Source organism: Citrobacter sp. A316 (genome assembly GCF_002042945.1).
Lineage (GTDB): Bacteria > Pseudomonadota > Gammaproteobacteria > Enterobacterales > Enterobacteriaceae > Citrobacter > Citrobacter portucalensis.
This window is the reverse complement of record NZ_MVFZ01000006.1, coordinates 55,657-81,602: the sequence shown is the minus strand read 5'-3', so window position 1 is coordinate 81,602 and position 25,946 is coordinate 55,657. Positions and strand designations below refer to the sequence as shown.

Here is a 25,946-nt window from a genome sequence, read left to right as displayed (position 1 = left end):
AATAACCACCAAATCGGCTATGTCAAACTTAAGTAATAAGGTATAGCAGTTAATATAAGCATAGAAAAATGTGTGGCGCGAATCTTGATGGCTATTTAAAATCGGCCCCCATGAAAACAGAGACTCCAGCCGTAAAAACAGTTGCCATTACTGCCGACGAAGCAGGGCAACGCATCGACAACTTTTTGCGCACCCAGCTTAAGGGCGTGCCGAAAAGTATGATTTATCGCATTTTGCGTAAAGGCGAAGTGCGGGTGAATAAAAAACGCATTAAACCCGAGTACAAACTCGAAGATGGGGATATTGTGCGTATTCCACCTGTGCGTGTCGCTGAACGTGAAGAAGAGGCCATTTCGCCAAACCTGCAGAAGGTCGCGGCGCTGACCGATGTCATTTTATATGAAGATGACCACATTCTGGTGCTTAACAAACCTTCAGGTATGGCCGTGCATGGCGGAAGCGGGTTAAGCTTTGGTGTCATTGAAGGATTACGTGCGTTGCGCCCGGAAGCGCGTTTCCTTGAACTGGTGCATCGCCTCGACCGGGATACCTCCGGCGTGCTACTGGTTGCCAAAAAACGCTCAGCCTTGCGTTCATTGCATGAACAACTGCGTGAAAAAGGCATGCAGAAAGACTACCTCGCGCTGGTTCGAGGCCAATGGCAGTCGCATGTCAAAACCGTGCAGGCGCCGCTGTTAAAGAACATTCTGCAAAGCGGCGAGCGTATCGTGCGGGTGAACCAGGAAGGCAAACCGTCAGAAACACGTTTCAAAGTGGAAGAGCGCTATGCGTTTGCCACACTTGTGCGCTGTAGCCCGGTGACCGGACGTACGCACCAGATTCGTGTGCATACCCAGTATGCCGGCCATCCAATTGCTTTTGACGATCGCTACGGTGACCGTGAGTTTGATAAGCAACTGGCGGGTACGGGGTTGAACCGACTTTTCCTGCACGCAGCAGCGTTGAAATTTACTCATCCGGGTACGGGTGAAGTGATGCGTATTGAAGCGCCGATGGATAAGCAGTTGAAGCGCTGCCTCGAGGTTTTACGCAGTAAAGCCTGATGCGCGTTGCTTACCAGGCCTACAATTGTGTGATGCACCGTAGGCCTGATAAGACGCATCGTGTCGCCATCAGGCAGATTAATCAGGCGTTCAACGGGTTCATCTCCTCCCGCCGCAGCATTTGACACAACGCGATAAGCGGCAAACCGATCAGGGTATTTGGGTCACGACCCTCCAGGCGTTCAAAGAGTGCAATACCTAACCCTTCACTTTTGAAACTACCTGCACAATGGAGCGGGCGCTCTTTGCGCAGATAATCATCAATTTCCGCCTCGCTTAAATGACGGAAATGGACGTCAAAAGGTTCTACTTCAGTTTGTAAATGTCCGGTCGCAGAATTATACAGCGCCAGTCCGGTGTAAAACGTCACAATATTGCCACGGGCTTTGAGTAATTGTTGGCGCGCATTTTCTTCTGTTAATGGTTTGCCGGTTATTTCACCATCAAGAACACAAATTTGATCGGAGCCAATAATCAGATGCGATGGGTAACGGTGGGCGAGAGATTGCGCTTTTTTCTGCGCCAGTCGCAAGACTAAATGGCGTGGTGCTTCGCCGGGCAACGGCGTTTCATCAACCTCTGGCGCAGCGCATTCAAACGGGATTGCCAGTTTTTCGAGTAAAGCGCGACGCCAGGGGGAGGTAGAAGCAAGAATAAGTTGAGGCATATTTTTTCCCTCGCATATAGCGTATTGATGAGAGCCATTTTAAACTATGGACTTCGACCTACAAGCTGGCTGTAGTGGCTTGTCTTGAGCGATTTTAAGTCGATGACCCGCAATGTGTGCGAATTATTGGCAAAAGGCAACCACAGGCTGCCTTTTTCTTTGACTATATGACGTTACAAAGTTAATATGCGCGCCCTATGCAAAAGGTAAAATTACCCCTGACTCTTGATCCGGTTCGTACGGCTCAAAAACGCCTCGATTATGAAGGTATCTATACTTCTGATCTGGTTGAGCGCGTCGCCGATTCTGTAGTCAGTGTGGACAGTGATGTGGAATGCTCCATGTCGTTCGCTATCGATAACCAGCGTCTCGCCGTTATAACCGGTGATGCAAAGGTATCGGTTACGCTCGAATGTCAGCGTTGCGGGAAACCGTTCCCACTTCATGTTCACACAACATATTGTTTTAGTCCTGTCCGTTCTGACGAGCAGGCTGAAGCACTCCCGGAAGCGTATGAGCCGATTGAGGTTAACGAATTCGGTGAAATCGATCTGCTTGCAATGGTTGAAGATGAGATTATCCTCTCCTTGCCGGTAGTTCCGGTGCATGATTCTGAACACTGTGAAGTGTCCGAGGCGGACATGGTCTTTGGCGAATTGCCTGATGAAGCGCAAAAACCAAACCCATTTGCCGTATTAGCCAGCTTAAAGCGTAAGTAATTGAGGAGTAAGGTCCATGGCCGTACAACAGAATAAACCAACCCGTTCCAAACGTGGCATGCGTCGTTCTCATGACGCTCTGACCGCAGTCACCAGCCTGTCTGTAGACAAAACTTCTGGTGAACAACACCTGCGTCACCACATCACTGCCGACGGTTTCTACCGCGGCCGTAAGGTAATCGCTAAGTAATCACGCATGACTCAATGGCTTTCCCACTTCTGGTGAGAAAGACAAAGAGTGAACGCGTGATGAAGCTTAGTGAGGCTTTCCCCGGGTAACTGGGGAAACACCTAACCGGGCAGCGACGATACCTTGACACGTCTAACCCTGGCGTTAGATGTCATGGGGGGAGATTTTGGCCCTACCGTGACAGTGCCTGCAGCATTGCAGGCACTGAATTCTAATTCGCAACTCACACTTCTTTTAGTCGGGGATCCCGATACAATCACGCCATTACTTGCCAAAGCTGACTTCGAACAACGTTCGCGTCTGCAGATTATCCCTGCTCAGTCAGTTATTGCCAGTGATGCCCGGCCCTCGCAAGCTATTCGCGCCAGTCGTGGAAGCTCAATGCGTGTTGCCCTGGAGCTCGTGAAAGAAGGTCTGGCACAAGCTTGTGTCAGCGCCGGTAATACGGGCGCACTCATGGGACTTGCGAAGTTAATGCTCAAACCTCTTGAGGGGATTGAGCGTCCTGCGTTGGTGACGGTGTTACCCCATCAGCAAAAGGGCAAAACGGTGGTGCTGGATTTAGGCGCCAACGTAGATTGTGATAGCACGATGTTGGTGCAATTTGCCGTCATGGGTTCCGTGCTGGCAGAAGAGGTTGTTGGCATTGCCAATCCTCGCGTAGCGTTACTCAACATCGGCGAAGAAGAAACGAAAGGTCTCGACAGTATTCGAGATGCTTCAGCTGTGCTAAAAACAATCCCTTCCATTAATTATATCGGCTATCTTGAAGCCAATGAGTTACTGACTGGCAAAACCGATGTGTTGGTCTGTGACGGTTTTACAGGTAATGTCACATTAAAGACGATGGAAGGTGTTGTCAGAATGTTCCTTTCACTGCTGAAATCTCAGGGTGAGGGCAAAAAACGGTCGTGGTGGCTTCTGTTATTAAAACGTTGGTTACAAAAAAGCCTGACAAGGCGATTTAGTCACCTCAACCCCGACCAGTATAATGGCGCCTGTCTGTTAGGATTGCGCGGCACGGTGATTAAGAGTCATGGTGCGGCCAATCAGCGAGCATTTGAAGTCGCGATTGAACAGGCAGTGCAGGCGGTGCAGCGACAAGTTCCTCAGCGAATTGCCGCTCGCCTGGAATCTGTATACCCAGCTGGATTCGAACTGCTGGACGGTGGCGAAAGCGCAGCCTCACGAACACACAGATAACGGTGCGTTTGTGAATGTGGCCAACGTATCAGCGATTTGCTCGTGGCGGTATATAACCAAAAAGTGACTGAGCGTACATGTATACGAAGATTATTGGTACTGGCAGCTATCTGCCTGAACAAGTGCGTACTAACGCCGATTTGGAAAAAATGGTTGAGACATCTGATGAGTGGATCGTCACTCGTACAGGTATCCGTGAACGCCATATTGCAGCGCCAAATGAAACAGTTGCGACGATGGGCTTTGCCGCCGCAAACCGTGCGATTGAAATGGCGGGCATCGACAAAGAACAAATTGGTCTGATTGTGGTTGCTACCACATCATCCACTCACGCATTTCCAAGCGCGGCGTGCCAGATCCAAAGTATGCTGGGGATCAAAGGCTGTCCGGCGTTTGACGTAGCAGCCGCTTGTGCTGGTTTCACCTACGCCCTGAGCGTTGCCGACCAGTACGTTAAATCTGGCGCAGTTAAGCATGCTCTGGTCGTTGGCTCCGATGTCCTGGCCCGTACCTGCGATCCAACCGATCGCGGAACGATCATCATTTTCGGTGATGGGGCTGGCGCGGTTGTAGTGAGTGCATCAGAAGAGCCAGGCATTCTCTCCACGCATCTGCACGCTGACGGTCGCTACGGCGAACTGTTGACGCTGCCTAACGCCGATCGCGTGAACCCGGAAAACCCGATCCACCTGACGATGGCGGGTAACGAAGTATTTAAAGTCGCGGTGACCGAGCTTGCGCACATCGTTGATGAAACGCTGGAAGCCAATAATCTCGACCGTTCTGCGCTGGACTGGCTGGTACCGCATCAGGCTAATCTGCGCATTATCAGCGCGACAGCGAAAAAGCTGGGTATGTCGATGGATAATGTTGTCGTGACGCTCGACAGACATGGTAATACCTCTGCTGCCTCCGTACCGTGCGCACTGGACGAAGCCGTCCGCGACGGGCGTATTAAAGCTGGGCAGTTGATATTGCTTGAAGCCTTCGGGGGTGGATTCACCTGGGGCTCCGCGCTGGTTCGTTTCTAGTATAAGGATTTAAACATGACGCAATTTGCATTTGTGTTTCCGGGGCAGGGTTCCCAGACCGTTGGGATGTTGTCTGAAATGGCAGCAAACTACCCAATTGTTGAAGAAACATTTGCTGAAGCATCAGCTGCACTGGGCTATGATCTGTGGGCGCTGACTCAGCAAGGTCCGGCTGAAGAACTGAATAAAACCTGGCAGACGCAGCCCGCGCTGTTGACCGCATCCGTCGCGCTTTATCGCGTATGGCAGCAGCAGGGGGGTAAAACACCTGCGCTGATGGCGGGTCACAGCCTGGGCGAATATTCTGCGCTGGTATGTGCGGGTGTTATCGGTTTTGCCGATGCCGTTCATCTGGTTGAACTGCGTGGCAAATTCATGCAGGAAGCGGTTCCGGAAGGCACTGGCGGCATGTCTGCTATTATCGGTCTGGACGATGCCGCTATCGCTAAAGCGTGCGAAGAGTCTGCCGAAGGCCAGGTGGTTTCACCGGTAAACTTTAACTCACCGGGTCAGGTGGTTATTGCCGGGCACAAAGAAGCCGTAGAACGTGCCGGCGCTGCCTGTAAAGCTGCTGGCGCTAAGCGTGCTCTGCCGCTGCCGGTCAGCGTGCCTTCTCACTGCGCGCTGATGAAGCCTGCTGCTGAGAAACTGGCCGTTGAGCTGCAGAAAATCACTTTTAACGCGCCGACTGTTCCGGTTGTGAACAACGTCGACGTGAAGTGCGAAACTGATGCTGATGCGATTCGCGACGCGCTGGTTCGCCAGCTGTACAGCCCGGTTCAGTGGACTAAAACCGTTGAATTTATGGCATCCCAGGGCGTAGAGCACCTGTATGAAGTCGGTCCGGGTAAAGTTCTGACCGGTTTGACGAAACGTATTGTTGACACCCTGACTGCTTCGGCACTGAATGAGCCGGCGGCACTGTCTGCGGCGCTAGAGCAATAAAAGAGGAAGACCATGAGTTTTGAAGGAAAAATCGCGCTGGTTACCGGTGCAAGCCGTGGCATTGGCCGCGCAATTGCTGAGACACTTGTTGCCCGTGGCGCGAAAGTTATCGGTACTGCTACCAGCGAAAGCGGCGCGCAGGCCATTAGCGATTACTTAGGTGCAAATGGTAAAGGTCTGATGTTGAATGTGACCGATCCGGCATCTATCGAATCTGTTCTGGAAAATATTCGCGCAGAATTTGGTGAAGTCGATATCCTGGTCAATAATGCCGGGATTACTCGTGATAACCTGTTAATGCGCATGAAAGATGACGAGTGGAACGATATCATCGAAACCAACCTGTCATCTGTTTTCCGTCTGTCAAAAGCGGTAATGCGAGCTATGATGAAAAAGCGTCATGGGCGTATTATCACTATCGGTTCTGTGGTTGGTACCATGGGAAATGCGGGTCAGGCTAACTACGCTGCGGCGAAAGCGGGTCTGATCGGCTTCAGTAAATCACTGGCGCGCGAAGTTGCGTCTCGTGGCATTACTGTAAACGTTGTTGCTCCGGGCTTTATTGAAACGGACATGACGCGTGCGCTGTCTGATGATCAGCGTGCGGGTATTCTGGCGCAGGTTCCTGTGGGTCGCCTTGGCGGCGCTCAGGAAATCGCCAGTGCGGTTGCATTTTTAGCTTCTGACGAAGCAAGTTACATCACAGGTGAGACTTTGCACGTCAACGGCGGGATGTACATGGTTTAACCACGAGATAAAAAAATTTGCGTTATTAGGGTGAATACCCTCAAAATAACGTAAAATCGTGGTAAGACCTGCCGGGATTTAGTTGCAAATTTTTCAACATTTTATACACTACGAAAACCATCGCGAAAGCGAGTTTTGATAGGAAATTTAAGAGTATGAGCACTATCGAAGAACGCGTTAAGAAAATTATCGGCGAACAGCTGGGCGTTAAGCAGGAAGAAGTAACCAACAATGCTTCCTTCGTTGAAGACCTGGGCGCAGATTCTCTTGACACCGTTGAGCTGGTAATGGCTCTGGAAGAAGAGTTTGATACTGAGATTCCGGACGAAGAAGCTGAGAAAATCACTACCGTTCAGGCTGCCATTGATTACATCAACGGTCACCAGGCGTAAGTGAACATCTCCAGGCGGTCATTCGACCGCCTGAGTTTTATCTTTTTATCCCACTTGAATTATTTTCCCTCCCTGGAGGACAACCGTGTCTAAGCGTCGTGTAGTTGTGACCGGACTGGGCATGTTGTCTCCTGTCGGCAATACCGTAGAGTCTACCTGGAAAGCTCTCCTTGCCGGTCAGAGTGGCATCAGCCTGATCGACCATTTCGATACTAGCGCCTATGCAACGAAATTTGCTGGCTTAGTAAAGGATTTTAACTGTGAAGACATTATCTCGCGCAAAGAACAGCGCAAGATGGATGCCTTCATTCAATATGGAATTGTCGCTGGCGTTCAGGCCATGCAGGATTCTGGCCTCGAAATTACGGAAGAGAACGCTCATCGTATTGGCGCCGCAATCGGCTCTGGTATTGGCGGTCTCGGTCTTATCGAAGAAAACCATACCTCTCTGGTAAACGGTGGACCGCGTAAGATCAGCCCGTTCTTCGTTCCGTCGACGATTGTTAACATGGTGGCTGGTCACCTGACCATCATGTATGGCCTGCAAGGGCCGAGCATCTCCATCGCAACCGCCTGTACTTCCGGCGTGCATAACATCGGTCATGCCGCACGTATCATTGCATACGGCGATGCAGACGCGATGGTTGCGGGTGGTGCTGAAAAAGCCAGTACGCCGTTGGGTGTAGGTGGCTTTGGCGCGGCACGTGCACTGTCTACGCGTAATGATAACCCGCAAGCGGCAAGCCGCCCATGGGACAAAGAGCGTGACGGCTTTGTGCTGGGCGACGGCGCTGGCATGGTGGTACTGGAAGAGTACGAGCATGCGAAAGCGCGCGGTGCAAAAATCTATGCTGAAGTCGTTGGCTTCGGTATGAGCAGCGATGCTTACCACATGACGTCGCCACCGGAAAACGGTGCAGGCGCTGCGCTGGCAATGGTCAACGCACTGCGCGATGCGGCTATCGAAGCGGGTCAGATTGGCTATGTCAACGCACATGGTACGTCTACCCCAGCGGGCGATAAAGCGGAAACCCAGGCAGTGAAATCTGTCTTTGGCGATGCGGCAAGCCGTGTAATGGTAAGCTCCACTAAATCCATGACCGGACACCTGTTGGGTGCGGCGGGCGCGGTAGAGTCAATTTTCTCTATCCTGGCGCTGCGCGATCAGGCTATTCCGCCAACCATCAACCTGGATAATCCGGATGAAGGTTGTGACCTGGACTTCGTACCTCACGAAGCGCGTCAGGTTAGTGGTCTGGAGTATGCGCTGTGTAACTCCTTTGGCTTCGGTGGTACCAACGGCTCTTTGATCTTTAAAAAGATTTAAGTCCGTCAGGTGATGCGTTAGCATCGATAGCAATTTAAAAAGGTCCGCTTGTCGGGCCTTTTTTTATTCGGTTTTCCGCCCTTGTCCTGTGTACCTCATCCTGCCAAACTAGCGGACCAGAAATAAGGAGCCACCATGTTCTTAATTAATGGCTGCGAGCAGAATATGCTGGCCGCAAGCGATCGAGCGACCCAATTTGGTGATGGCTGTTTTACCACCGCTTGTATTATCGACGGCGAAATCCCTCTCTTTGCAGCGCATCTTGCGCGTTTACAAGATGCTTGCCAAAAACTGCTGATCACTTTCGACAATTGGTCCGAGCTGCAAAGTGAAATGAAAATGCTGGCGAAAGGGCACGTACGCGGTGTGTTGAAAGTGATTATCAGCCGTGGCAGCGGAGGCCGGGGTTACAGTGGCAAAAGTTGTCACAGCGCCACACGCATCCTCTCCGTTTCAGCCTGGCCCGTTCATTACGATCGTTGGCGGCAAGAAGGCATTACGCTGGCGCTAAGCCCTGTTCGGCTGGGACGTAATCCACTGCTTGCCGGGCTTAAACACCTGAATCGACTGGAGCAGGTGTTAATTCGCTCTCATCTTGAACAGACGGACGCAGATGAAGCGCTGGTTCTTGACAGCGAGGGATGGGTTACGGAATGCTGTGCGGCTAATTTGTTCTGGCGTAAAGGTGATGTGGTTTACACGCCCCATCTGGACCAGGCCGGAGTGAACGGAATTATGCGACAATTCTGTATCCGGATGCTGGCACAATCGCCGTTCAGTATTGTCGAAGTGTATGCCAGGTTGGAGGAAGTAATGCAGGCCGATGAAATCGTCGTTTGTAACGCGTTAATGCCCATTATTCCCGTGCGTGCCTGTGGCGACACGTTGTTGTCTTCACGTTTGTTATTCGATTATTTAGCCCCACTTTGTGAGCACCCGAATTAGTCATGAAAAAACTGTTACTTGTTGTCCTGTTATTGCTGGTTGTGCTGGGCATTGCCGCTGGAGTGGGAATGTGGAAAGTTCGCCATCTGGCGGACAGCAAATTATTGATTAAAGAAGAAACAATTTTTACGCTGAAAGCGGGGACAGGACGTCTGGCCCTCGGAGAACAGCTGTACGCAGACAAAGTTATCAATCGTCCGCGCGTGTTCCAGTGGCTACTGCGTGTGGAGCCCGAGCTGTCGCATTTTAAGGCCGGAACATATCGCTTCACGCCCGACATGACGGTGCGGGACATGCTGCAACTGCTGGAAAGCGGCAAAGAGGCGCAGTTCCCGTTACGTCTGGTTGAAGGGATGCGCCTGAGCGATTACCTGAAACAGCTGCGCGATGCCCCGTATATCAAACATACGCTGAGCAACGATAGCTATGAGACCGTTGCCGAGGCGCTGAAGCTGGAAAACCCGCAATGGGTGGAAGGTTGGTTCTGGCCAGATACCTGGATGTATACCGCTAATACTACTGACGTAGCGTTGCTAAAACGCGCACATCAGAAAATGGTCAAAGCGGTGGATACTGTCTGGGAGGGGCGCGCTGATGGCCTGCCTTATCAGGACAAAAATCAGCTGGTAACCATGGCTTCCATTATTGAAAAAGAAACTGCGGTTGCCAGCGAGCGTGACCAGGTGGCTTCGGTCTTTATTAACCGTTTACGTATCGGTATGCGTCTACAAACCGATCCAACAGTGATTTACGGGATGGGGACACGGTATAATGGCAAATTGTCGCGTGTGGATTTAGATACCCCGACCGCCTATAACACCTATACCATTACTGGACTACCGCCAGGCCCGATTGCCATGCCGGGAGAGGCTTCGTTGCAGGCCGCGGCTCATCCGGCAAAAACGCCGTATCTCTATTTCGTGGCTGACGGTAAAGGCGGCCACACGTTTAACACCAATCTTGCCAGCCATAACCGGTCCGTGCAGGATTACCTGAAAGTGCTTAAGGAAAAAAATGGGCAGTAACTATATCGTCATTGAAGGCCTGGAAGGCGCCGGAAAAACCACTGCGCGTAACGTGGTGGTGGAGACACTTGAGCAACTCGGTATTCGTGACATGGTTTTCACCCGCGAACCTGGTGGAACGCAGCTGGCTGAGAAACTAAGAAGTCTGGTGCTGGATATTAAATCGGTCGGTGACGAGGTCATTACCGATAAAGCCGAAGTGCTGATGTTTTACGCGGCGCGTGTACAGTTGGTCGAAACCGTTATTAAACCTGCACTGGCGAGAGGCGCGTGGGTAATTGGCGATCGTCACGATCTGTCGACCCAGGCGTACCAGGGCGGCGGACGCGGTATCGATCAAAACATGCTGGCAACCCTGCGCGATGCGGTGCTTGGTGATTTTCGCCCGGATCTGACGATCTATCTGGATGTGACGCCAGAAGTCGGGTTGAAGCGTGCCCGTGCCCGCGGCGAGCTGGATCGTATTGAGCAGGAATCTTTCGATTTCTTTAATCGTACTCGCGCGCGCTATCTTGAGCTGTCTGCCAAAGACGGCAGCATTCGTACTATAGACGCTACGCAGCCGCTGGAGGCTGTGATGGCTGATATCCGTCATACCATCACCCAATGGGTGAAGGAGCAGGGCGCATGAAATGGTACCCATGGTTACGACCGGATTTTGAGAAACTGGTAGCCAGCTACCAGGCGGGTCGTGGTCACCATGCGTTACTGATTCAGGCGTTACCCGGAATGGGTGACGACGCGCTGATTTACGCCCTCAGCCGCTATTTAATGTGCCAGCAGCCGGAAGGGCATAAAAGCTGCGGACAGTGCCGCGGCTGTCAGCTGATGCAGGCGGGGACGCACCCTGACTACTATTCGCTGTTGCCGGAAAAAGGCAAAAGCACGCTGGGGGTTGATGCGGTACGCGAGGTCAGTGAAAAACTGTATGAGCATTCGCGTCTCGGCGGTGCGAAGGTCGTGTGGATCCCGGATGCTGCCCAGTTAACCGATGCCGCCGCCAATGCCTTGTTGAAAACGCTGGAAGAACCTCCGGCACAAACCTGGTTTTTCCTCGCCAGCACAGAGCCAGCTCGCTTGCTGGCGACATTACGCAGCCGTTGTCGGTTACATCATCTTGCGCCACCTCCGGAGTCGTATGCGATCTCCTGGCTTGCCCGTGAGGTGACTGCGTCGTCAGAAGCGCTGCTTAGCGCGTTACGGCTGAGTGCTGGTTCGCCTGGCGCGGCACTCACGTTGTTACAGGCTGAAAGCTGGGCGCACCGCACAGATTTTTGCACGGCACTGGTGAACACATTAAACGCAGGCGACTGGTATATCTTGCTTGCGGCGTTAAACCACGATCAGGCTGCCGCCCGTTTACATTGGCTGGCAACGTTGTTTACGGATGCGTTGAAACGTCCGTATGGCGTTTCCCATTTAACGAATCCTGATGCGCTGGACCTGATATCTTCTATCGCAGAACGGTTATCCGTTGCCCAGATACAGGCGATACTCGGTGACGTTTGCCATTGTCGTCAGCAACTGCTGAACGTAACAGGCGTAAACCGTGAGCTGGTATTAACCGATCTTATTCTTCGTATTGAGCATTACCTGCAACCAGGCACCGTACTGCCTGTTCCCCATCTTTGAGAGAGACATTATGTTTTTAGTCGACTCACACTGCCATCTTGATGGCCTGGATTATCAATCTCTGCATAAGGACGTGGACGACGTGCTGGCGAAAGCGGCCGCACGTGATGTGAAATTCTGTCTTGCCGTCGCGACCACTCTGCCAGGATACCGCAGTATGCGCGAACTGGTCGGTGAGCGTGACAATGTCGTTTTCTCCTGCGGCGTGCATCCGTTAAATCAGGATGAAACCTATGATGTTGAGGATCTGCGTCGTTTTGCCGCCGAAGAGGGGGTTGTAGCGATGGGAGAAACCGGGCTGGACTATTTTTACACGCCGGAAACAAAGGTGCGCCAGCAGGAGTCTTTTATCCACCATATTCAGATCGGCCGTGAGTTACAGAAGCCGGTTATCGTGCATACCCGCGATGCGCGAGCTGATACGCTGTCTATTCTGCGCGAAGAAAAAGTGACGGATTGTGGCGGCGTACTACACTGTTTTACAGAAGATAGAGAAACAGCGGGCAAATTGCTGGACCTTGGATTCTATATCTCGTTTTCCGGCATCGTCACGTTCCGAAACGCAGAGCAGCTCCGTGATGCCGCCCGCTATGTTCCTCTGGACCGGTTATTGGTCGAGACGGATTCTCCCTACCTTGCGCCTGTACCGCATCGTGGAAAAGAGAACCAGCCCGCCATGACTCGTGACGTTGCAGAGTACATGGCCGTAGTGAAAGGTGTTGCCGTTGAAGAACTGGCGCAGGCAACCACTGATAACTTTGCCCGCCTGTTTCACATCGACGCTTCTCGCCTGCAATCTGTTCGTTAACTGACTTTTTTTAAAGCTCGTAATTAATCACTAATGCGAGTAAAGTTCACCGCCACAAAATGGGCGGTGAATAACCAGTTTGACACATTCAGAAACTCATTTTATCGGAATGTGCGGATTTTGCGGCCATTCACGACTGAACTGTGATAGCCGTCAAACAAAAACAGACTGAATTATTTTACTCTGTGTAATAAATAAAGGGTACTTAGATGCCCTGTATACGGCGAGGTTCTCCCCCCTCGCCAATGCGTGAGAACGTAGAATACACAAAGTCATTCAAGCTGCCTCAAGGCGGCAAGTGAGTGAATTGCAGGAGCTTACCAGAGTAAGTGACTGGGATGAACGAGCGCAGCCCACGCTGAGGCGGTTTGAAGGATGAAGTGTATAAGCACAAATACTCAGGAGCACTCCTAATTATGTTTAAGAATGCATTTGCTAACCTGCAAAAGGTCGGTAAATCGCTGATGCTGCCGGTTTCCGTACTCCCGATTGCAGGTATCCTGCTGGGCGTCGGTTCCGCTAACTTCAGCTGGCTGCCAGCCGTTGTATCGCACGTAATGGCAGAAGCAGGCGGTTCTGTTTTTGCGAACATGCCGCTGATTTTTGCTATCGGTGTTGCGTTAGGCTTCACCAATAATGACGGTGTATCTGCACTGGCATCCGTTGTTGCTTACGGCATCATGGTTAAGACCATGGCTGTTGTTGCGCCGCTGGTTCTGCATTTACCTGCTGAAGAGATCGCCGCTAAACACCTTGCTGATACGGGTGTTCTCGGGGGGATTATCTCCGGTGCGATTGCAGCGTATATGTTCAACCGCTTCTACCGTATTAAATTGCCTGAGTATCTTGGCTTCTTTGCGGGTAAGCGCTTCGTTCCTATCATTTCTGGTCTGGCTGCCATCTTCACAGGTGTGGTTCTGTCCTTCATTTGGCCGCCGATTGGTACCGCGATTCAGACGTTCTCTCAGTGGGCTGCATACCAGAACCCGGTCGTGGCGTTCGGTATCTATGGCTTCATTGAACGCTGCCTGGTGCCGTTTGGTCTGCACCATATCTGGAACGTTCCATTCCAGATGCAGATCGGTGAATACACCAACGCTGCGGGTCAGGTGTTCCACGGTGATATTCCTCGCTACATGGCGGGTGACCCGACTGCGGGTAAACTGTCCGGTGGCTTCCTGTTCAAAATGTACGGTCTGCCGGCTGCTGCTATCGCTATCTGGCACTCTGCTAAACCAGAAAACCGCGCGAAAGTGGGCGGTATCATGATCTCCGCGGCGTTGACCTCGTTCCTGACCGGTATTACCGAGCCGATCGAGTTCTCCTTCATGTTCGTGGCGCCGATCCTGTACATCATCCACGCGATTCTGGCTGGTCTGGCATTCCCGATCTGTATCCTGCTGGGTATGCGCGACGGTACGTCGTTCTCCCACGGTCTGATCGACTTTATCGTTCTGTCCGGTAACAGCAGCAAGCTGTGGCTGTTCCCGATTGTTGGTATCGGTTATGCGATCGTTTACTACACCATCTTCCGTGTGCTGATCAAAGCGCTGGACCTGAAAACTCCGGGTCGTGAAGATGCTACTGAAGACAGCAAAGCAGGTGCGACCGGTGAAATGGCTCCGGCTCTGGTTGCTGCATTCGGCGGTAAAGAAAACATCACTAACCTCGATGCGTGCATCACTCGTCTGCGTGTCAGCGTGGCTGACGTTGCTAAAGTGGATCAGGCTGGCCTGAAGAAACTGGGTGCGGCAGGCGTTGTGGTAGCTGGTTCCGGTGTTCAGGCTATCTTCGGGACTAAGTCCGATAACCTGAAAACTGAAATGGATGAGTACATCCGTAACAGCTAAGCAGTAAGAAGTTGGGGAGAACTAAGGCAGCCTGCGGGCTGCCTTTTTTATTGCATTAATTAGCCTGAACGCGAATCGGTGCGGTGGCAGCGAACAGCCAGGGGCGTGCTTCTGCGTTCACACGCGGGGATAGCGTCTCTCTGACCTGCTGGTGGTAATCATCAATCCACTGCTTTTCAGCTTCACTCAGCAGATGTAGCTCAACCAGGTTCAAATCAATCGGTACCAGCGTCAGCGTTGAGAAACGGCAGAAGCTTGGACGACTGTTGATAATCTCCACTTGGTTTTCAATGCGGATCCCATATTGTCCGGCCAGATAATAACCCGGTTCGATGGTGATGATATTGCCTGCGACCAGTGGCCAGGGGTTTACTTTCTTGGCAATGCGATGGGGTTGTTCATGGATAAGCAACTGGTGGCCTACGCCGTGTCCTGTTCCATGATCAAAATCCAGTCCCAGCTCCCACAATGCCCGACGGCTAAAGGCATCCAGTTGATGACCCTGAGTCCCGCTGGGAAACTGCAGTGAAATAAGCGACAAAAAGCCTTTCAACACGGCGGTGTAATGCAGGCGACGTTGTGGATCCTGTGGGCCAAACGCGAGGGTACGCGTCGTATCCGTCGTACCATTGTGGTACTGGCCACCGGAATCATTCAGATACATGGCCTGCGAGGTGATTGGCGTATTGGTTTTTTCACTGGAGTGGTAATGACACATGGCGGCATTGCTGGCAGAGGCCGAAATCGTGCTGAAACTTTGCTCGATAAATCCCGGCTGCTGCTGGCGAAATTCCAGTTGCTTTGCCTGCGCTTCCAGCTCGGTGACCGGATTGCCTGCCGCTTCGCGCAAAGGGACTTCATGGGCCAGCCAGGCAAGGAAGTTTACCCAGGCCGCGCCATCCTGTTCATGGCATTCGCGATAACCTGCCAGTTCAACGTCATTTTTTTGGGCTTTCATCAAGGTGATGGGATCGGGTGCCCATAAGACGTTGCCGCCGTGTTCTTCAATGGCAAAACGCAACGCAACCGGGGCGTAGTCTTTATCGACCAGGAAGCGCTTCCCATTAGCTAACTGCTGGCAGCGAGTCAGAAAATTCTCTTGCGGGGCCAGGGTAAGCGTATCCAGCAGTGATGCGGGGAGCTGTTGCGTTTTATTGCTATCCACGAACCATTCCAGCTCACCGCTGCGATGGAGCAGGGCAAACGAAAACGGCACTGGCACCATTGCCAGATCCGAACCGCGTACATTCAATAACCATGCAATGTTATCCGGCAGGGTAATTGCCAGCACGTCAGCCTGGTGTTGAGCGAGTTGTTCCACGACGCGGGCACGCTTTTGCGTGCTGCTTTCCCCGCTGATTTCAATGGGCATTTCACGAATGATGCCGCAGGGTGCTGCCGGACGGTCTAGCCATACCTGGTCAAAAGGATCTTGCTCAAGAGGCATCAGTTCGCAGTGGGTTGCCGACAGTGCTTCAAACTGGCTATTGACCATCAGCATTGGTTCAAAGCCGATACGTGTACCTGCTGCAACATGAGACTGCAAATAGTCGGCCAGCGGCTCATCGTGTAAATGATGAATTTCAAAATCATCCAGCGAGACTTCATTGCGAACCTGGACCTGATAGCGTCCATCGACAAACATTAACGCACGGTCGCGCAGAACCAACGCGAGGCCGGCAGAGCCGCTAAAACCGGTCAGCCAGGCCAGTTTATTGTCATGCGACGTACAATCTTCGCTTTGATGAGCATCGGCGCGTGGAACAATCATGCCATCCAGCCCCTGTGCTAACAGCAGCTTGCGCAGGGCGGAAAGAGGAGTTGAGTTGTGCATAGTTACCTTCAGGTCTTAACGGAACGGCGGTTCGTTGAACGTACGTAATTTACGGGAGTGCAGTCGATCGCCTTCAGCACGCAGACGGTCAATAGCCCGGATACCTATTTGCAGATGCTCAGAAATGGCACCTTCATAAAAACGGTTAGCCTGGCCAGGCAGTTTGATCTCACCGTGCAGCGGCTTGTCGGAAACGCACAACAGCGTGCCGTACGGAACGCGGAAACGGTATCCCTGAGCGGCGATGGTGGCGCTTTCCATATCGATAGCCACCGCGCGACTGAGGTTAAAGCGCAGCGCAGAAGCGGAATAGCGTAGCTCCCAGTTGCGATCGTCGGTGGTGACGACGGTACCGGTACGCAGGCGCTGTTTAACCTCTTCGCCGGGCATACCGCTGACTTCTTTGGTCGCGTCATACAGTGCGCGCTGCACTTCCGCGATGCTCGGAATTGGAATGTCCGGCGGCAGTACGGCATCCAGCACGTGGTCGTCACGGAGATAAGCGTGGGCCAGAACATAGTCGCCAATCGCCTGGCTTTCACGCAGTCCGCCACAGTGGCCAATCATCAGCCAGACGTCAGGACGCAGTACGGCCAGGTGATCGCAAATGGTTTTGGCGTTAGACGGGCCAACGCCGATATTGACCAGCGTGATCCCCTGACCGTCGGCGGTGATTAAATGCCAGGCGGGCATCTGGTGTTTCTTCCAGGCGAGATCGGAGATGGCTTCTTCCGGCGCTTCAGTTTCCGCGGTGATCCAGATCCCGCCCGCGCAAGACAGCGCGATATACGGGCTGTCCGGGTCGAGGATCTGGCTGCAACCCCAACGCACAAACTCATCGACGTAGCGGGTGTAGTTGGTGAACAGCACAAAAGGCTGGAAATGTTCAACCGGCGTTCCCGTGTAATGACGCAGTCGCGCCAGCGAAAAATCTACTCGTCGGGCGTCGAAGTGCGACAACGGGGAGAATTCCGCCGGATGATAGGTTCCGTCGGCTGTTTCATCGCCAATCTGTGACAGCTCGGTTGTGGGGAAATGGCGCGTTAGGCCGGCGCTCATCGAGCGGTCGAGCGTCAGTTCAGAACCGTCAATCACATACGGATAGGGAATTTCATGCTGCGACGGCTCGACGGAGATATGAGCATCATAATCCTGATACAGCAGCGTGAGTTGTTCTTCTAAATAAGGACGAAAAAGCGACGGACGGGTAATCGTGGTGGTGTAACTGCCCGCATGGGTAAAACGACCATAGGCGCGGGTTTTAGGTGGATTGGTGGCGCTGCCATCCCAGGTGACACACAGCGATGGGTAAACAAAAAGACCGTTATGGCGGGCGACTACGTCAGGGAGCGTCCCTGTTTCAATATACTTACCAATGGCGCTGCGCAGTGCTTTAACCGACTGCTCGTACAGCGCGTCCAGTTTATCCAGTGCCTGAGCCGGGGTCAGGCTGGAGCCCTTATTGTTCATGTCTGTCTCCTTGTTCCACAGATGTACTGCTCTCCCGATAGTATGTCACAGGAATGTGAAACAAAAGTCAGACGTTGAGGAAGATTGTGCGAAGACCGGACGGCCTTCGCACCCAGGCTTAACCGTGCTGCTTATCCCGCATCAGCAATGCTGTAATAGCGGAAATAAGACAACCTGCCATCAGATAAATGGCCACACTGTGCCAGTCTCCGCCGGAGAATGTCACCAGTGCAGCAGCAATAAAGGGGGTAAAACCGCCGCCAACCACGCTTGCTACCTGATAACCAACGCCTGCGCCGCTGTAGCGGTAGCTTGCACCAAACAAACCGGTAAACATAGGTTGCTGCACGCAGACCACCATATCGTGGGCAATGTTGGCCAACATAATCGCGAAGAATACGATCCAGAAAATGGATTGCGCTTCCAACGCCATAAAGAACGGGAAGGCGCTCAGCGTACCGACCAGAGCACCGGTAATGTAGACGCGCCGACGACCAAAGCGGTCAGCAAGCCAGGCAAAGCAGGGGATGGTCAGACAGCTCAGCCCACCTACCAACAAGCCGATATTCAGAAACAGTTCGCGAGGTAGGCCCAGATTCTGCGTGGAGTAATTAAGGGCAAACGCGGTGACGATATACATCGTCAGCAATTCGCACAGGCGAAGGGCGATAATTTTCAAGAACGCGCCCGGATGACGGATTAATGCTTCGACCACCGGTAGCCGCTTTTTCTCTGGTTGCGGTGCCTGCTGCTGCTGTTCGAATTCGGCCGATTCATCCATTCGGTTACGCATCCACAACGCGCCCAATACCAGTACGATGCTGAACAGGAATGGAATACGCCAGCCCCAACTCAGGAACTGCTCATCGGTGGTTTGCGAGCTAATCAGCGAGACCAGACCGGTAGAAAGCAGTAGCCCGACGCCATAACCGACCTGAACGCCGCTGCTGTAGAAGGCTTTTTTATTTTTCGGTGCGCTTTCGACCGAGAGCAACGCCGCGCCGCCCCATTCACCGCCAACGGCGAATCCCTGAATAGCACGCAGCGTCACCAGCAGAACGGGAGCCCACCAGCCAATGGCGTCAAAGGAAGGAATGATCCCTATCAGTGCAGTGGCGATCCCCATCATCCAGACGGTGAGCATCAGCATACGTTTACGACCCAGGCGATCGCCGAAGTGGCCGAAGATCACCCCGCCTAACGGACGGAACAAAAATCCGACGCCAAAGGTGGCGAATGCAGCAAGCGTCCCCATCGCCGGGCTGACCTGCGGGAAGAACTCGCGGTTAAAGACCAGTGCGGCAGTGATGCCATAAAGCAGAAAATCATACCAGTCGACCACGGCTCCCGCGAAGCTACCAAGCGCAGCGCGTCGGGCGCGGTTAAGCGAAGAGGCGTCCTGTTGGGGACCCGTGGAGGTGAGGGAGGAATCCATAGTTATCCTGTCTGTACTGTTTTTTAGTTATTAGTATTTGAGTTGGGTTACACACATTGCAGTCGCAATATTAACGACCGTTATGAGATTACCGCGACAGACGGGAAGTGAAAACGATTATCTCCCTCATCTGATGGCAACATGAAAAATAAGACGAATGAGAAAACAGAAAAGCAAAAAAACTGCTCGAAAGCAGGGTGTTCAAAAATTGGTGCCTTTTGTTCAAAGTGTGCGCAGTAGATGCGGTAGCCCAGCGCATTAAGCAACATCGCGTCGGCCGGTGTGGCTTCACGGATTTGTAATGTCATGAATGATTTCCGTCCTGGTAATAAATTGGCGATTACTGAACCATATCAAAACTGTCAGTGATACAGTGGTATGCGAACATTTCAGAGGTTTATCAGTATGAAGATTGTTTTTATCCCTGCGTTGATCGTAGTCCTGATTGATAAAGAACAGGACATGGGACGGGAATTGACCCGCGATGAGGTTGAGTCCATCCGCGATGGCGCTACAGCCATCCGCCTGCCAGCCGAAGCAGCCGAGGATATAATCAGAGAGCGTGGCTACCGCGATATTGATCCTGAGAATGTCTGGCGCGAGTGGCAGGCGTATAAAGCTGACTGAATGTTGATGGGAACACGCTGCTTAAATGGCACATGAAAATTGTGCACTTACATGGATGCGTTTACTCCGCACCTGGTGTGGTGCTGAGGGGCAACTTTGAGCGACATACAGTCAGTGAGTTTTGAATAAAATTTAACGGCTAAATCGACGCCCCGTGATTTTTGTAATCGGGGCATTTTTATCTTCAGAACCTATTAACTCCAGCCTTGTTTACTACGACGGATATAAGGTAATACGGATAATAAGGCCATAACCGCTAATACCATTCCAATCCATAAAGCTGAACGCAAACCGAATCCAGATGAAATTGCCATTCCACCTAAATAAGAACCGCCACCTAATCCAATATTGATAACGGAAGTATGAACGGCATTGACCATTGGTCCTGGATGTGCCACGCTGACAATTCTTGCCATCATTGCCGGATTCATTGGCACGCCTGACAAACCGATGAGTATGACAGCCAGAATAGCAATAATCTGATATTGAACAAATAGTGCCATGCCGAGCAAAGAAATACTCAATGTTGTTAAGCCGACAACCATAACAGCTAAACTATGGCGATATGCAAGACGTCCCGTTACCATATTACCGATGATATTGGCTAGCCCATAAAGCATTAGAATGAAGGGGACCGTCTGCATTGTAAATTCACTGACATCAGTCAGCACGGGAACAAAAAAAATAACTGAATGCCGCAAAACTTGCGCCCAAAATCAAACAGCTGGTTGCACAGGCTTTCCAATAGGCTTTATTTTTAAATGCCTTAATCTCTTCAGCCATCTTAATAGCACTGCCGCCGCTCATATGTGGCAATAATCGTACTAATGCTAACAGGCATATGAAAACCAGGATCGCGACCAGCCCAAAACTCATTTTCCAGCCCCATTGCTGGTCAATGATTGTCGCGATAGGTACACCAAAGACATTGGATACCATAAAACCTGCTATCACTATTGATGCGGCACGAGGGCGATTTTCTACAGATACAAGAGCCATACTTGTCGCGAGTGAAAGACTTAAACACCCTGCACACAAAATTCCTGTCATGATTCGAATAGCAACTAACACATTGTAATCGGAGACAAAGACGCTTAATCCTTGTACGATAACATATAACCCTAACAGCCATAATAACGTTGAACGATAGGGTGCTTTAAATTTAAGAAAGGCGTAGGTTAATACAGGGCCACCTAGCATTACACCGAATGCATAATATGAAATCAAATGCCCAACTTCGCCGACTGTAACACCAAATGCTTCAGATAGCGTGGTCATCATACCCGCTACCATTAACTCTGCTGTACCTAATGAAAAAATGGCTAACCCTAAAATATATACGACTAATGGCATGGTTTTTTATTTTCTCCTTGTATTGGAATGATCGTTACAAAAATGAATGCAAGTAGACAATGAAGTTTTGCGTTTTTTTATAAATTGATTAACAGACCAGCGACGACATCTTCGAGGATTTTTCTATCTGAAATGTTTTTATTCAGCACACGTAAACCGTAATAGCCTGCCATAAAGCCTCTCGCCATTTCGACGGCTGATGCTTTATTGTTTAGTTCGCCGCTTTGTTGACCTTCAATGAATACCGCCACCAGCATTTGTTCTAAATGCTGACGATACTCATTATTCAGGTTTGCAACGGCTTCATCTTTACTGCCCATCTCCAGGGCTGAAAATAAGACCATCGCATCATGCTGCTCTGGCTGAGAAAGATCTTCGGCAATACCCCAGAGCAGAAGGGTATGCAATCGCTCTTTTACCAGACCTGATTGTGTGAGTATTGCTAACTGTGCTGACATAGTTTGTTCATGGCTGCGCAACAAAGCTTGCTCGTACAGGGCTTGCTTGCTTCCAAAGGCATTGTATAGGCTTCCCCGCCCTAATCCCGTACCATTGCATAAATCTTGCGCAGAGGTGCCTGCATAACCATTGGCGCTGAAAACAGCGACGGCAGCATCAATGACATCCTGATCTTCGAACTTTCGTGGACGACCTGGAAAGGCTGGTTTTTCAGCACTCATAGGGATGTGGGACTTGAAATGAGTTGAGGCGGCATAGTATTGATTATGGAACGATCAGTCAAATAATTCTCATAAAAAAATCAGCGGTGACGCGCAGACAGATTTTCTTATGAATTGCTATGCGTTTCTGTAGAGGGATGTGTGGATTTTATCCTTTCCAGAATAGTACATTGATAAAACAGCTACCACGCGTAATGGTTAATCATCATACCTGAATCTACCGTATTCTAGTGAACATACAATGTCCAACGTCCCCCTTCGATTAAGGATAGCGTTGCATCGACCGATTGAACTCACAGGGAAGAGTGAAGTCATCGCAGCACGAGTGATATGACGGCGACCCAGGCTGTGTCATCTACCTCACTACACACATCGGCCTGCCAGATACTGGTTCGGGGTGTATCTCCGTATCCACGCTGAATACGGTTCTCAGCAATTCGGAGGTCATCACCTCTTCTGGTGTGCCTTGCGCCATAACATGTCCGTTCGCCATGACCACCAGATGATCGCAGTACCGGCTGGCCTGATTAAGGTCGTGCAGCACGGCGACCACCGTTTTCCCCTGAGCCCGGAGCTCGCCCATCAGCCGCATCAGTTCCACCTGGTGATTGATATCGAGATAGGTGGTTGGCTCATCGAGTAGTACAACAGACGTATCCTGCGCCAGGACCATCGCCAGAAATGCGCGCTGTCGCTGACCGCCTGAAAGATCGGTTAGCCGTCGGTCGGCAAGATGTTGGATCCGGGTCTGGCTCATAGCGTCATAGACCCGCGCATTGTCTTCAACGCAGAGACGCCCCCAGAGTGACAACCACGGGCTGCGACCGTACGAAACAAGTTCCTGGACGGTGATCCCCTCGGGAGTTAAATGGTGCTGGGGCAACAGTGCCAGCCTGCGGGCTAGCTGGCGTGATGAGAGCGTATTGATGGCACTATCGCCGAGAAATACGCCACCGGACTGCGGCGTTAACAGTCGTGAAAAACAGTTTAACAACGTTGATTTCCCGCAGCCGTTAGGGCCGAGCAGGGCGGTTGTCTTACCCGCTGGCAGGGCGAGTGAAACGCCATCAAGCACCTTGTTTGTACCGTAACAGACCGTCAGATTTTCAGTTCGTAATGTCATTTATCGCATTCTCACAAGCAGCCAGACAAACCACGGTGCACCGATAATGGCGGTCAGCACGCCAGCCGGAAGCTCCAGCGGGGGATGAATAATTCGCGCCAGCAGGTCGGCAACCACCAGCAGCAACGCACCTGCCATGGCTGAAACGGGCAGCAGCCAGCGGTGACGTCCACCGGTAATGCTGCGCACCATATGCGGCACCACAAGACCAATAAAGCTAATTGGGCCGCAGACGGCCACGCCGGTCGATGTCATGGCGACGGCCAGTAGCAAAGCCTGGAGCCGAATACGCGGCACCGACACACCGAGCGTGGTGGCGCGCGCATCACCCAATGCCAGGAGGTCAAGATCGCGGCAAAAACGCAGGCTCAGCGGCAGAAATAAAATCAGCAGCGGGGCGGCTATTTTCACAAAGCTCCAGTCACGGCCCCATAAGCTGCCGGTCAGCCACAGCAGGGCGCTGTTCACATCCTGCGGACGCGAAAGCATCAGATAATCCGTCAGACTGGCCCAGCAGGCAGAAAGCGCAACACCCGTGAGCGCCAGCTTCATCGGCTGGCTGGTGTTCGCCAGTATTCTCAGCAGGATCAGGCCCGCCATGCCACCGGCAAAGGCCAGCAGCGGCAGAGCAATTACCGGTAGTGACGGCAAGAGAAGCAGTGCTCCCACAGAGGCCAGGCTGGCGGCATGGTTTACGCCGAGAATATCCGGTGATGCCAGAGGGTTACGCACGATCCCCTGCACCAGAACGCCTGCCACCGCGAGGGCGGCACCGACAAGCAGCGCCAGCAACAGTCGCGGCAGGCGGTACGCCGTTAACACGTAATGATATTCGCGCCCGGTCTGCCAGTCGGTCATCAGGGCACGCCAGGGAACGGCGATCACCCCCATTTGCAATGACAGAGTCGAAAATCCTGCCAGCGCGAGGGCGATGAAAATGACTATCGCAATTTTCATCCACGCCTCCTGACCAGCCAGACAAAACAGGGGGCACCAATCAGCGCCACTACTGCTCCTGCGGGCAATTCGCCAGGGAAGGCCAGCGCTCGGGCCAGAACATCAGCCAGCAGCAGCAGTGTGGCGCCCATAAGCATGCTCATTGGCAGGACCTTGCGCTGATCGAATCCCACCCAGAAGCGAGCCAGATGCGGCATCAGCAGACCGATAAACGCTACCGGGCCTGCCACGCTGACGCAGGTACCGACCAGAAGCAGCACCAGAATATTGATGATCAAACGTAGCTTCGGCAGATTCACCCCCAGCGTGCGGGCGGTGCTGTCACTGACGTTAAGCAGGTTCAGTTGATTAGCCAGCAGCAACACCACCGGTACAGCAACCGCCACCATCGGGAAAATCTGCCAGAACTCCTGCCAACGTGCGTGGGAAACGCCTCCCGCGAGCCAGTAAAAAATGCCGTAAGCGTGATCTTCCGTCAGCAGCAGAGTGATGCGGGTTAGGGCCATACAGAAAGCCGAGAACGCGATGCCCGCCAGGATCAGTTTGTTTCTGTCCTGGGTGTGGCGAAATCCACCGCCTGCGGTCATCACCAGCAGCCAGCTTACGCCGCCACCGCAGGCGGCGATAAAAGCGATAGAGTAACCCGCAACGGGCACAGGGCTGATGGCGCTGGTAAGCGCCATTGCCAGCGCCGCACCGCTGTTAATACCGAGCAGTGAAGGGGAGCCATTGAATTATGCGTCAGGGTCTGCAGCAGCGTTCCCGCGAGAGCCAGGCTTGCGCCGATCAAGATGGCGACCAGGCTTCGCGGCAGACGAAGGTTTTGCACCAGTGCTTTCGCAAGCGTTGGCGCATGGCCCGGTAGCAGGGCGTGAATAGCATCAACGCCAGAAACAGGAATGGCCGAGTAGCAAAACAGACTCAGCCAGAAGATAGCGATAAGCGCGACAAGGGGAAGCCCCCACTGTATCGCTGGATGTTTGAAAACTGTCATTTCACATCGGATAAAGGCTGGTGGTGAAAGATTTTTACCGTGTCTCTGGCAATGCGTTCGGCCGCGAAAATGCCGCGCATTCGCGCCCAGGCGTTACTGTTGACCGATGCCGCCTGCTGTTTTTGCGCCGCAGTTAACATCTGCCACAGCGGGTCTTGCTGCCAGCGTTTCACGATGCTCTCTTCGCGATAGTGCGCGACCAACAGCCATGCAGGATCGAGCGCCAGCAGCTGTTCCAGACCGATGGACGGCATAGACGCACCCGCCATCGCCGCAGGCACCGTCAGACCCAGAGCGGTCAGGACGCCCCCGGTCCATGTCTCCTGCGTATGCAGGTTGAACTGCTGCTCCCGGGAGGTACCAAACACCACCATCGCTCCTTTTGGCAGTTGGCTGGCCCACGCTGACATCTGTTGTTTATGTTGCGCCAGGCGTGACTGCATCTGTGTCTTTTTGCCAACAACTTCGCCAATGATGGCCGCAGACTGCAGATTTTCAGTGTAGGTTTCATTGCGGGACTTAAGCAGCAGCACCGGTGCGATTTGCTGTAAGGCGCTGTAAATACCCGCATGGCGGCTGCTGTCGGCAATGATCAGATCCGGTTTCAGCGCGCTGATGGCTTCTAAACTCGGCTGCGCGCGCGTGCCAACGGACTGCCACGGCTTCAGATGCGCACGAACCTCTGGAAGAATGCGCGTGGCATCGTTATCGTCGGCAATGCCGACCGGACTGACATCGACGGCGGCCAGTGCGTCCGCGAACGACAGTTCCAGCACCACTATCCGTTGTGGCGTTTTATCAAGCGTAAAGGTGCCATGTTCGTCCTGAACCGTGGCGGCAAAAGCATGGCCGGTAAGCAGCAGAGCGGCGAATAGCGTGCGTAGTTGTATGAACATATGAATTGCCTGTGTCGGGTGGCGCTTCGCTT

Annotated in this window: 27 protein-coding genes and 1 pseudogene; 16 read left to right on the top strand and 12 right to left on the bottom strand. The window is 52.5% G+C overall.

What is annotated here, in order from left to right; genetic code table 11:
* Positions 1 to 110 precede the first annotated feature (110 nt).
* Positions 111 to 1,064 (top strand): 23S rRNA pseudouridine(955/2504/2580) synthase RluC, encoded by a 954-nt coding sequence (rluC, locus tag BZK41_RS09225; RefSeq protein WP_172313134.1) that lies wholly within the window; start codon positions 111 to 113, stop codon positions 1,062 to 1,064.
* A gap of 82 nt (positions 1,065 to 1,146) precedes the next feature.
* Here the strand turns inward: rluC and BZK41_RS09220 are convergent, their stop codons facing one another.
* Positions 1,147 to 1,731, bottom strand: coding sequence for a nucleoside triphosphate pyrophosphatase (locus BZK41_RS09220; protein WP_003832177.1), 585 nt, complete (start codon positions 1,729 to 1,731; stop codon positions 1,147 to 1,149).
* A gap of 197 nt (positions 1,732 to 1,928) precedes the next feature.
* Between BZK41_RS09220 and yceD the strand changes: the two genes are divergently transcribed.
* The 14 genes from yceD to ptsG all read left to right on the top strand — a co-directional run bounded on the left by yceD (position 1,929) and on the right by ptsG (position 14,545).
* Complete coding sequence (gene yceD / locus BZK41_RS09215) at positions 1,929 to 2,450, top strand: 23S rRNA accumulation protein YceD (protein ID WP_003036239.1); 522 nt, start codon at positions 1,929 to 1,931, stop codon at positions 2,448 to 2,450.
* Between the two features lie 16 nt (positions 2,451 to 2,466).
* Positions 2,467 to 2,640, top strand: coding sequence for a 50S ribosomal protein L32 (rpmF, locus tag BZK41_RS09210; protein ID WP_003036242.1), 174 nt, complete (start codon positions 2,467 to 2,469; stop codon positions 2,638 to 2,640).
* Between the two features lie 123 nt (positions 2,641 to 2,763).
* Positions 2,764 to 3,843: a phosphate acyltransferase PlsX gene (gene plsX / locus BZK41_RS09205; RefSeq protein WP_079937964.1), complete on the top strand. Its 1,080-nt coding sequence runs from the start codon at positions 2,764 to 2,766 to the stop codon at positions 3,841 to 3,843.
* 77 nt (positions 3,844 to 3,920) lie between these two features.
* Positions 3,921 to 4,874, top strand: a complete 954-nt coding sequence (gene fabH, locus BZK41_RS09200; protein WP_079937963.1) for a beta-ketoacyl-ACP synthase III — start codon at positions 3,921 to 3,923, stop codon at positions 4,872 to 4,874.
* Between the two features lie 15 nt (positions 4,875 to 4,889).
* Complete coding sequence (gene fabD, locus BZK41_RS09195) at positions 4,890 to 5,819, top strand: ACP S-malonyltransferase (RefSeq protein WP_079937962.1); 930 nt, start codon at positions 4,890 to 4,892, stop codon at positions 5,817 to 5,819.
* A gap of 12 nt (positions 5,820 to 5,831) precedes the next feature.
* A complete protein-coding gene (gene fabG, locus BZK41_RS09190) occupies positions 5,832 to 6,566 on the top strand; it encodes a 3-oxoacyl-ACP reductase FabG (RefSeq protein ID WP_079937961.1) in 735 nt (244 codons plus the stop codon).
* Between the two features lie 155 nt (positions 6,567 to 6,721).
* The gene (acpP, locus tag BZK41_RS09185; RefSeq protein WP_000103754.1) at positions 6,722 to 6,958 is read left to right on the top strand and encodes an acyl carrier protein; all 237 of its coding nucleotides are present in this window, start codon (positions 6,722 to 6,724) and stop codon (positions 6,956 to 6,958) included.
* Between the two features lie 85 nt (positions 6,959 to 7,043).
* Positions 7,044 to 8,285, top strand: coding sequence for a beta-ketoacyl-ACP synthase II (gene fabF, locus BZK41_RS09180; RefSeq protein WP_003036260.1), 1,242 nt, complete (start codon positions 7,044 to 7,046; stop codon positions 8,283 to 8,285).
* Between the two features lie 135 nt (positions 8,286 to 8,420).
* On the top strand, positions 8,421 to 9,230 hold the full coding sequence (gene pabC, locus BZK41_RS09175; protein ID WP_079937960.1) for an aminodeoxychorismate lyase: 810 nt from the start codon (positions 8,421 to 8,423) through the stop codon (positions 9,228 to 9,230).
* Positions 9,231 to 9,232: 2 nt separating this feature from the next.
* Positions 9,233 to 10,255, top strand: a complete 1,023-nt coding sequence (yceG, locus tag BZK41_RS09170; RefSeq protein WP_079937959.1) for a cell division protein YceG — start codon at positions 9,233 to 9,235, stop codon at positions 10,253 to 10,255.
* A complete protein-coding gene (gene tmk / locus BZK41_RS09165; protein ID WP_079937958.1) occupies positions 10,245 to 10,886 on the top strand; it encodes a dTMP kinase in 642 nt (213 codons plus the stop codon). The genes yceG and tmk overlap by 11 nt, the downstream gene beginning before the upstream one ends.
* Positions 10,883 to 11,887, top strand: coding sequence for a DNA polymerase III subunit delta' (holB, locus tag BZK41_RS09160; protein ID WP_079937957.1), 1,005 nt, complete (start codon positions 10,883 to 10,885; stop codon positions 11,885 to 11,887). The genes tmk and holB overlap by 4 nt, the downstream gene beginning before the upstream one ends.
* Before the next feature lie 10 nt (positions 11,888 to 11,897).
* On the top strand, positions 11,898 to 12,695 hold the full coding sequence (locus tag BZK41_RS09155) for a metal-dependent hydrolase (protein WP_020996495.1): 798 nt from the start codon (positions 11,898 to 11,900) through the stop codon (positions 12,693 to 12,695).
* A gap of 416 nt (positions 12,696 to 13,111) precedes the next feature.
* Positions 13,112 to 14,545 (top strand): PTS glucose transporter subunit IIBC, encoded by a 1,434-nt coding sequence (gene ptsG, locus BZK41_RS09150; RefSeq protein ID WP_003836725.1) that lies wholly within the window; start codon positions 13,112 to 13,114, stop codon positions 14,543 to 14,545.
* 55 nt (positions 14,546 to 14,600) lie between these two features.
* Here the strand turns inward: ptsG and BZK41_RS09145 are convergent, their stop codons facing one another.
* The 4 genes from BZK41_RS09145 to BZK41_RS27535 form a co-directional block, all read right to left on the bottom strand.
* Entirely contained in the window at positions 14,601 to 16,379 is a 1,779-nt protein-coding gene (locus BZK41_RS09145) for an aminopeptidase P family protein (RefSeq protein ID WP_079937956.1), read from the bottom strand.
* A 15-nt stretch (positions 16,380 to 16,394) separates the two neighbouring features.
* Complete coding sequence (locus BZK41_RS09140) at positions 16,395 to 17,849, bottom strand: AMP nucleosidase (RefSeq protein ID WP_079937955.1); 1,455 nt, start codon at positions 17,847 to 17,849, stop codon at positions 16,395 to 16,397.
* Between the two features lie 118 nt (positions 17,850 to 17,967).
* Complete coding sequence (shiA, locus tag BZK41_RS09135) at positions 17,968 to 19,284, bottom strand: shikimate transporter (protein ID WP_079937954.1); 1,317 nt, start codon at positions 19,282 to 19,284, stop codon at positions 17,968 to 17,970.
* 80 nt (positions 19,285 to 19,364) lie between these two features.
* Entirely contained in the window at positions 19,365 to 19,592 is a 228-nt protein-coding gene (locus BZK41_RS27535) for a hypothetical protein (RefSeq protein ID WP_253193756.1), read from the bottom strand.
* A 97-nt stretch (positions 19,593 to 19,689) separates the two neighbouring features.
* Between BZK41_RS27535 and BZK41_RS09125 the strand changes: the two genes are divergently transcribed.
* Complete coding sequence (locus BZK41_RS09125) at positions 19,690 to 19,911, top strand: hypothetical protein (protein ID WP_045378298.1); 222 nt, start codon at positions 19,690 to 19,692, stop codon at positions 19,909 to 19,911.
* A 194-nt stretch (positions 19,912 to 20,105) separates the two neighbouring features.
* On the opposite strand, the gene BZK41_RS27530 is transcribed toward BZK41_RS09125, so the two are convergent.
* The 7 genes and pseudogenes from BZK41_RS27530 to BZK41_RS09095 all read right to left on the bottom strand — a co-directional run bounded on the left by BZK41_RS27530 (position 20,106) and on the right by BZK41_RS09095 (position 25,914).
* Positions 20,106 to 20,555, bottom strand: a complete 450-nt coding sequence (locus tag BZK41_RS27530) for an MFS transporter (RefSeq protein WP_253193755.1) — start codon at positions 20,553 to 20,555, stop codon at positions 20,106 to 20,108.
* A gap of 16 nt (positions 20,556 to 20,571) precedes the next feature.
* On the bottom strand, positions 20,572 to 21,264 hold the full coding sequence (locus tag BZK41_RS27525; RefSeq protein WP_253193754.1) for an MFS transporter: 693 nt from the start codon (positions 21,262 to 21,264) through the stop codon (positions 20,572 to 20,574).
* A gap of 77 nt (positions 21,265 to 21,341) precedes the next feature.
* Positions 21,342 to 21,944: a TetR/AcrR family transcriptional regulator gene (locus BZK41_RS09115; protein ID WP_079937953.1), complete on the bottom strand. Its 603-nt coding sequence runs from the start codon at positions 21,942 to 21,944 to the stop codon at positions 21,342 to 21,344.
* Positions 21,945 to 22,299: 355 nt separating this feature from the next.
* Positions 22,300 to 23,067, bottom strand: a complete 768-nt coding sequence (gene fecE / locus BZK41_RS09110) for a Fe(3+) dicitrate ABC transporter ATP-binding protein FecE (RefSeq protein ID WP_079937952.1) — start codon at positions 23,065 to 23,067, stop codon at positions 22,300 to 22,302.
* Positions 23,068 to 24,024: a Fe(3+) dicitrate ABC transporter permease subunit FecD gene (fecD, locus tag BZK41_RS09105; protein ID WP_079937951.1), complete on the bottom strand. Its 957-nt coding sequence runs from the start codon at positions 24,022 to 24,024 to the stop codon at positions 23,068 to 23,070.
* Positions 24,021 to 25,018, bottom strand: a pseudogene (gene fecC / locus BZK41_RS09100) (iron-dicitrate ABC transporter permease FecC). Before fecC ends, fecD begins: the two are co-directional and overlap by 4 nt.
* Positions 25,015 to 25,914: a Fe(3+) dicitrate ABC transporter substrate-binding protein FecB gene (locus tag BZK41_RS09095; RefSeq protein WP_079937950.1), complete on the bottom strand. Its 900-nt coding sequence runs from the start codon at positions 25,912 to 25,914 to the stop codon at positions 25,015 to 25,017. Before BZK41_RS09095 ends, fecC begins: the two are co-directional and overlap by 4 nt.
* Between the last annotated feature and the right edge of the window lie 32 nt (positions 25,915 to 25,946).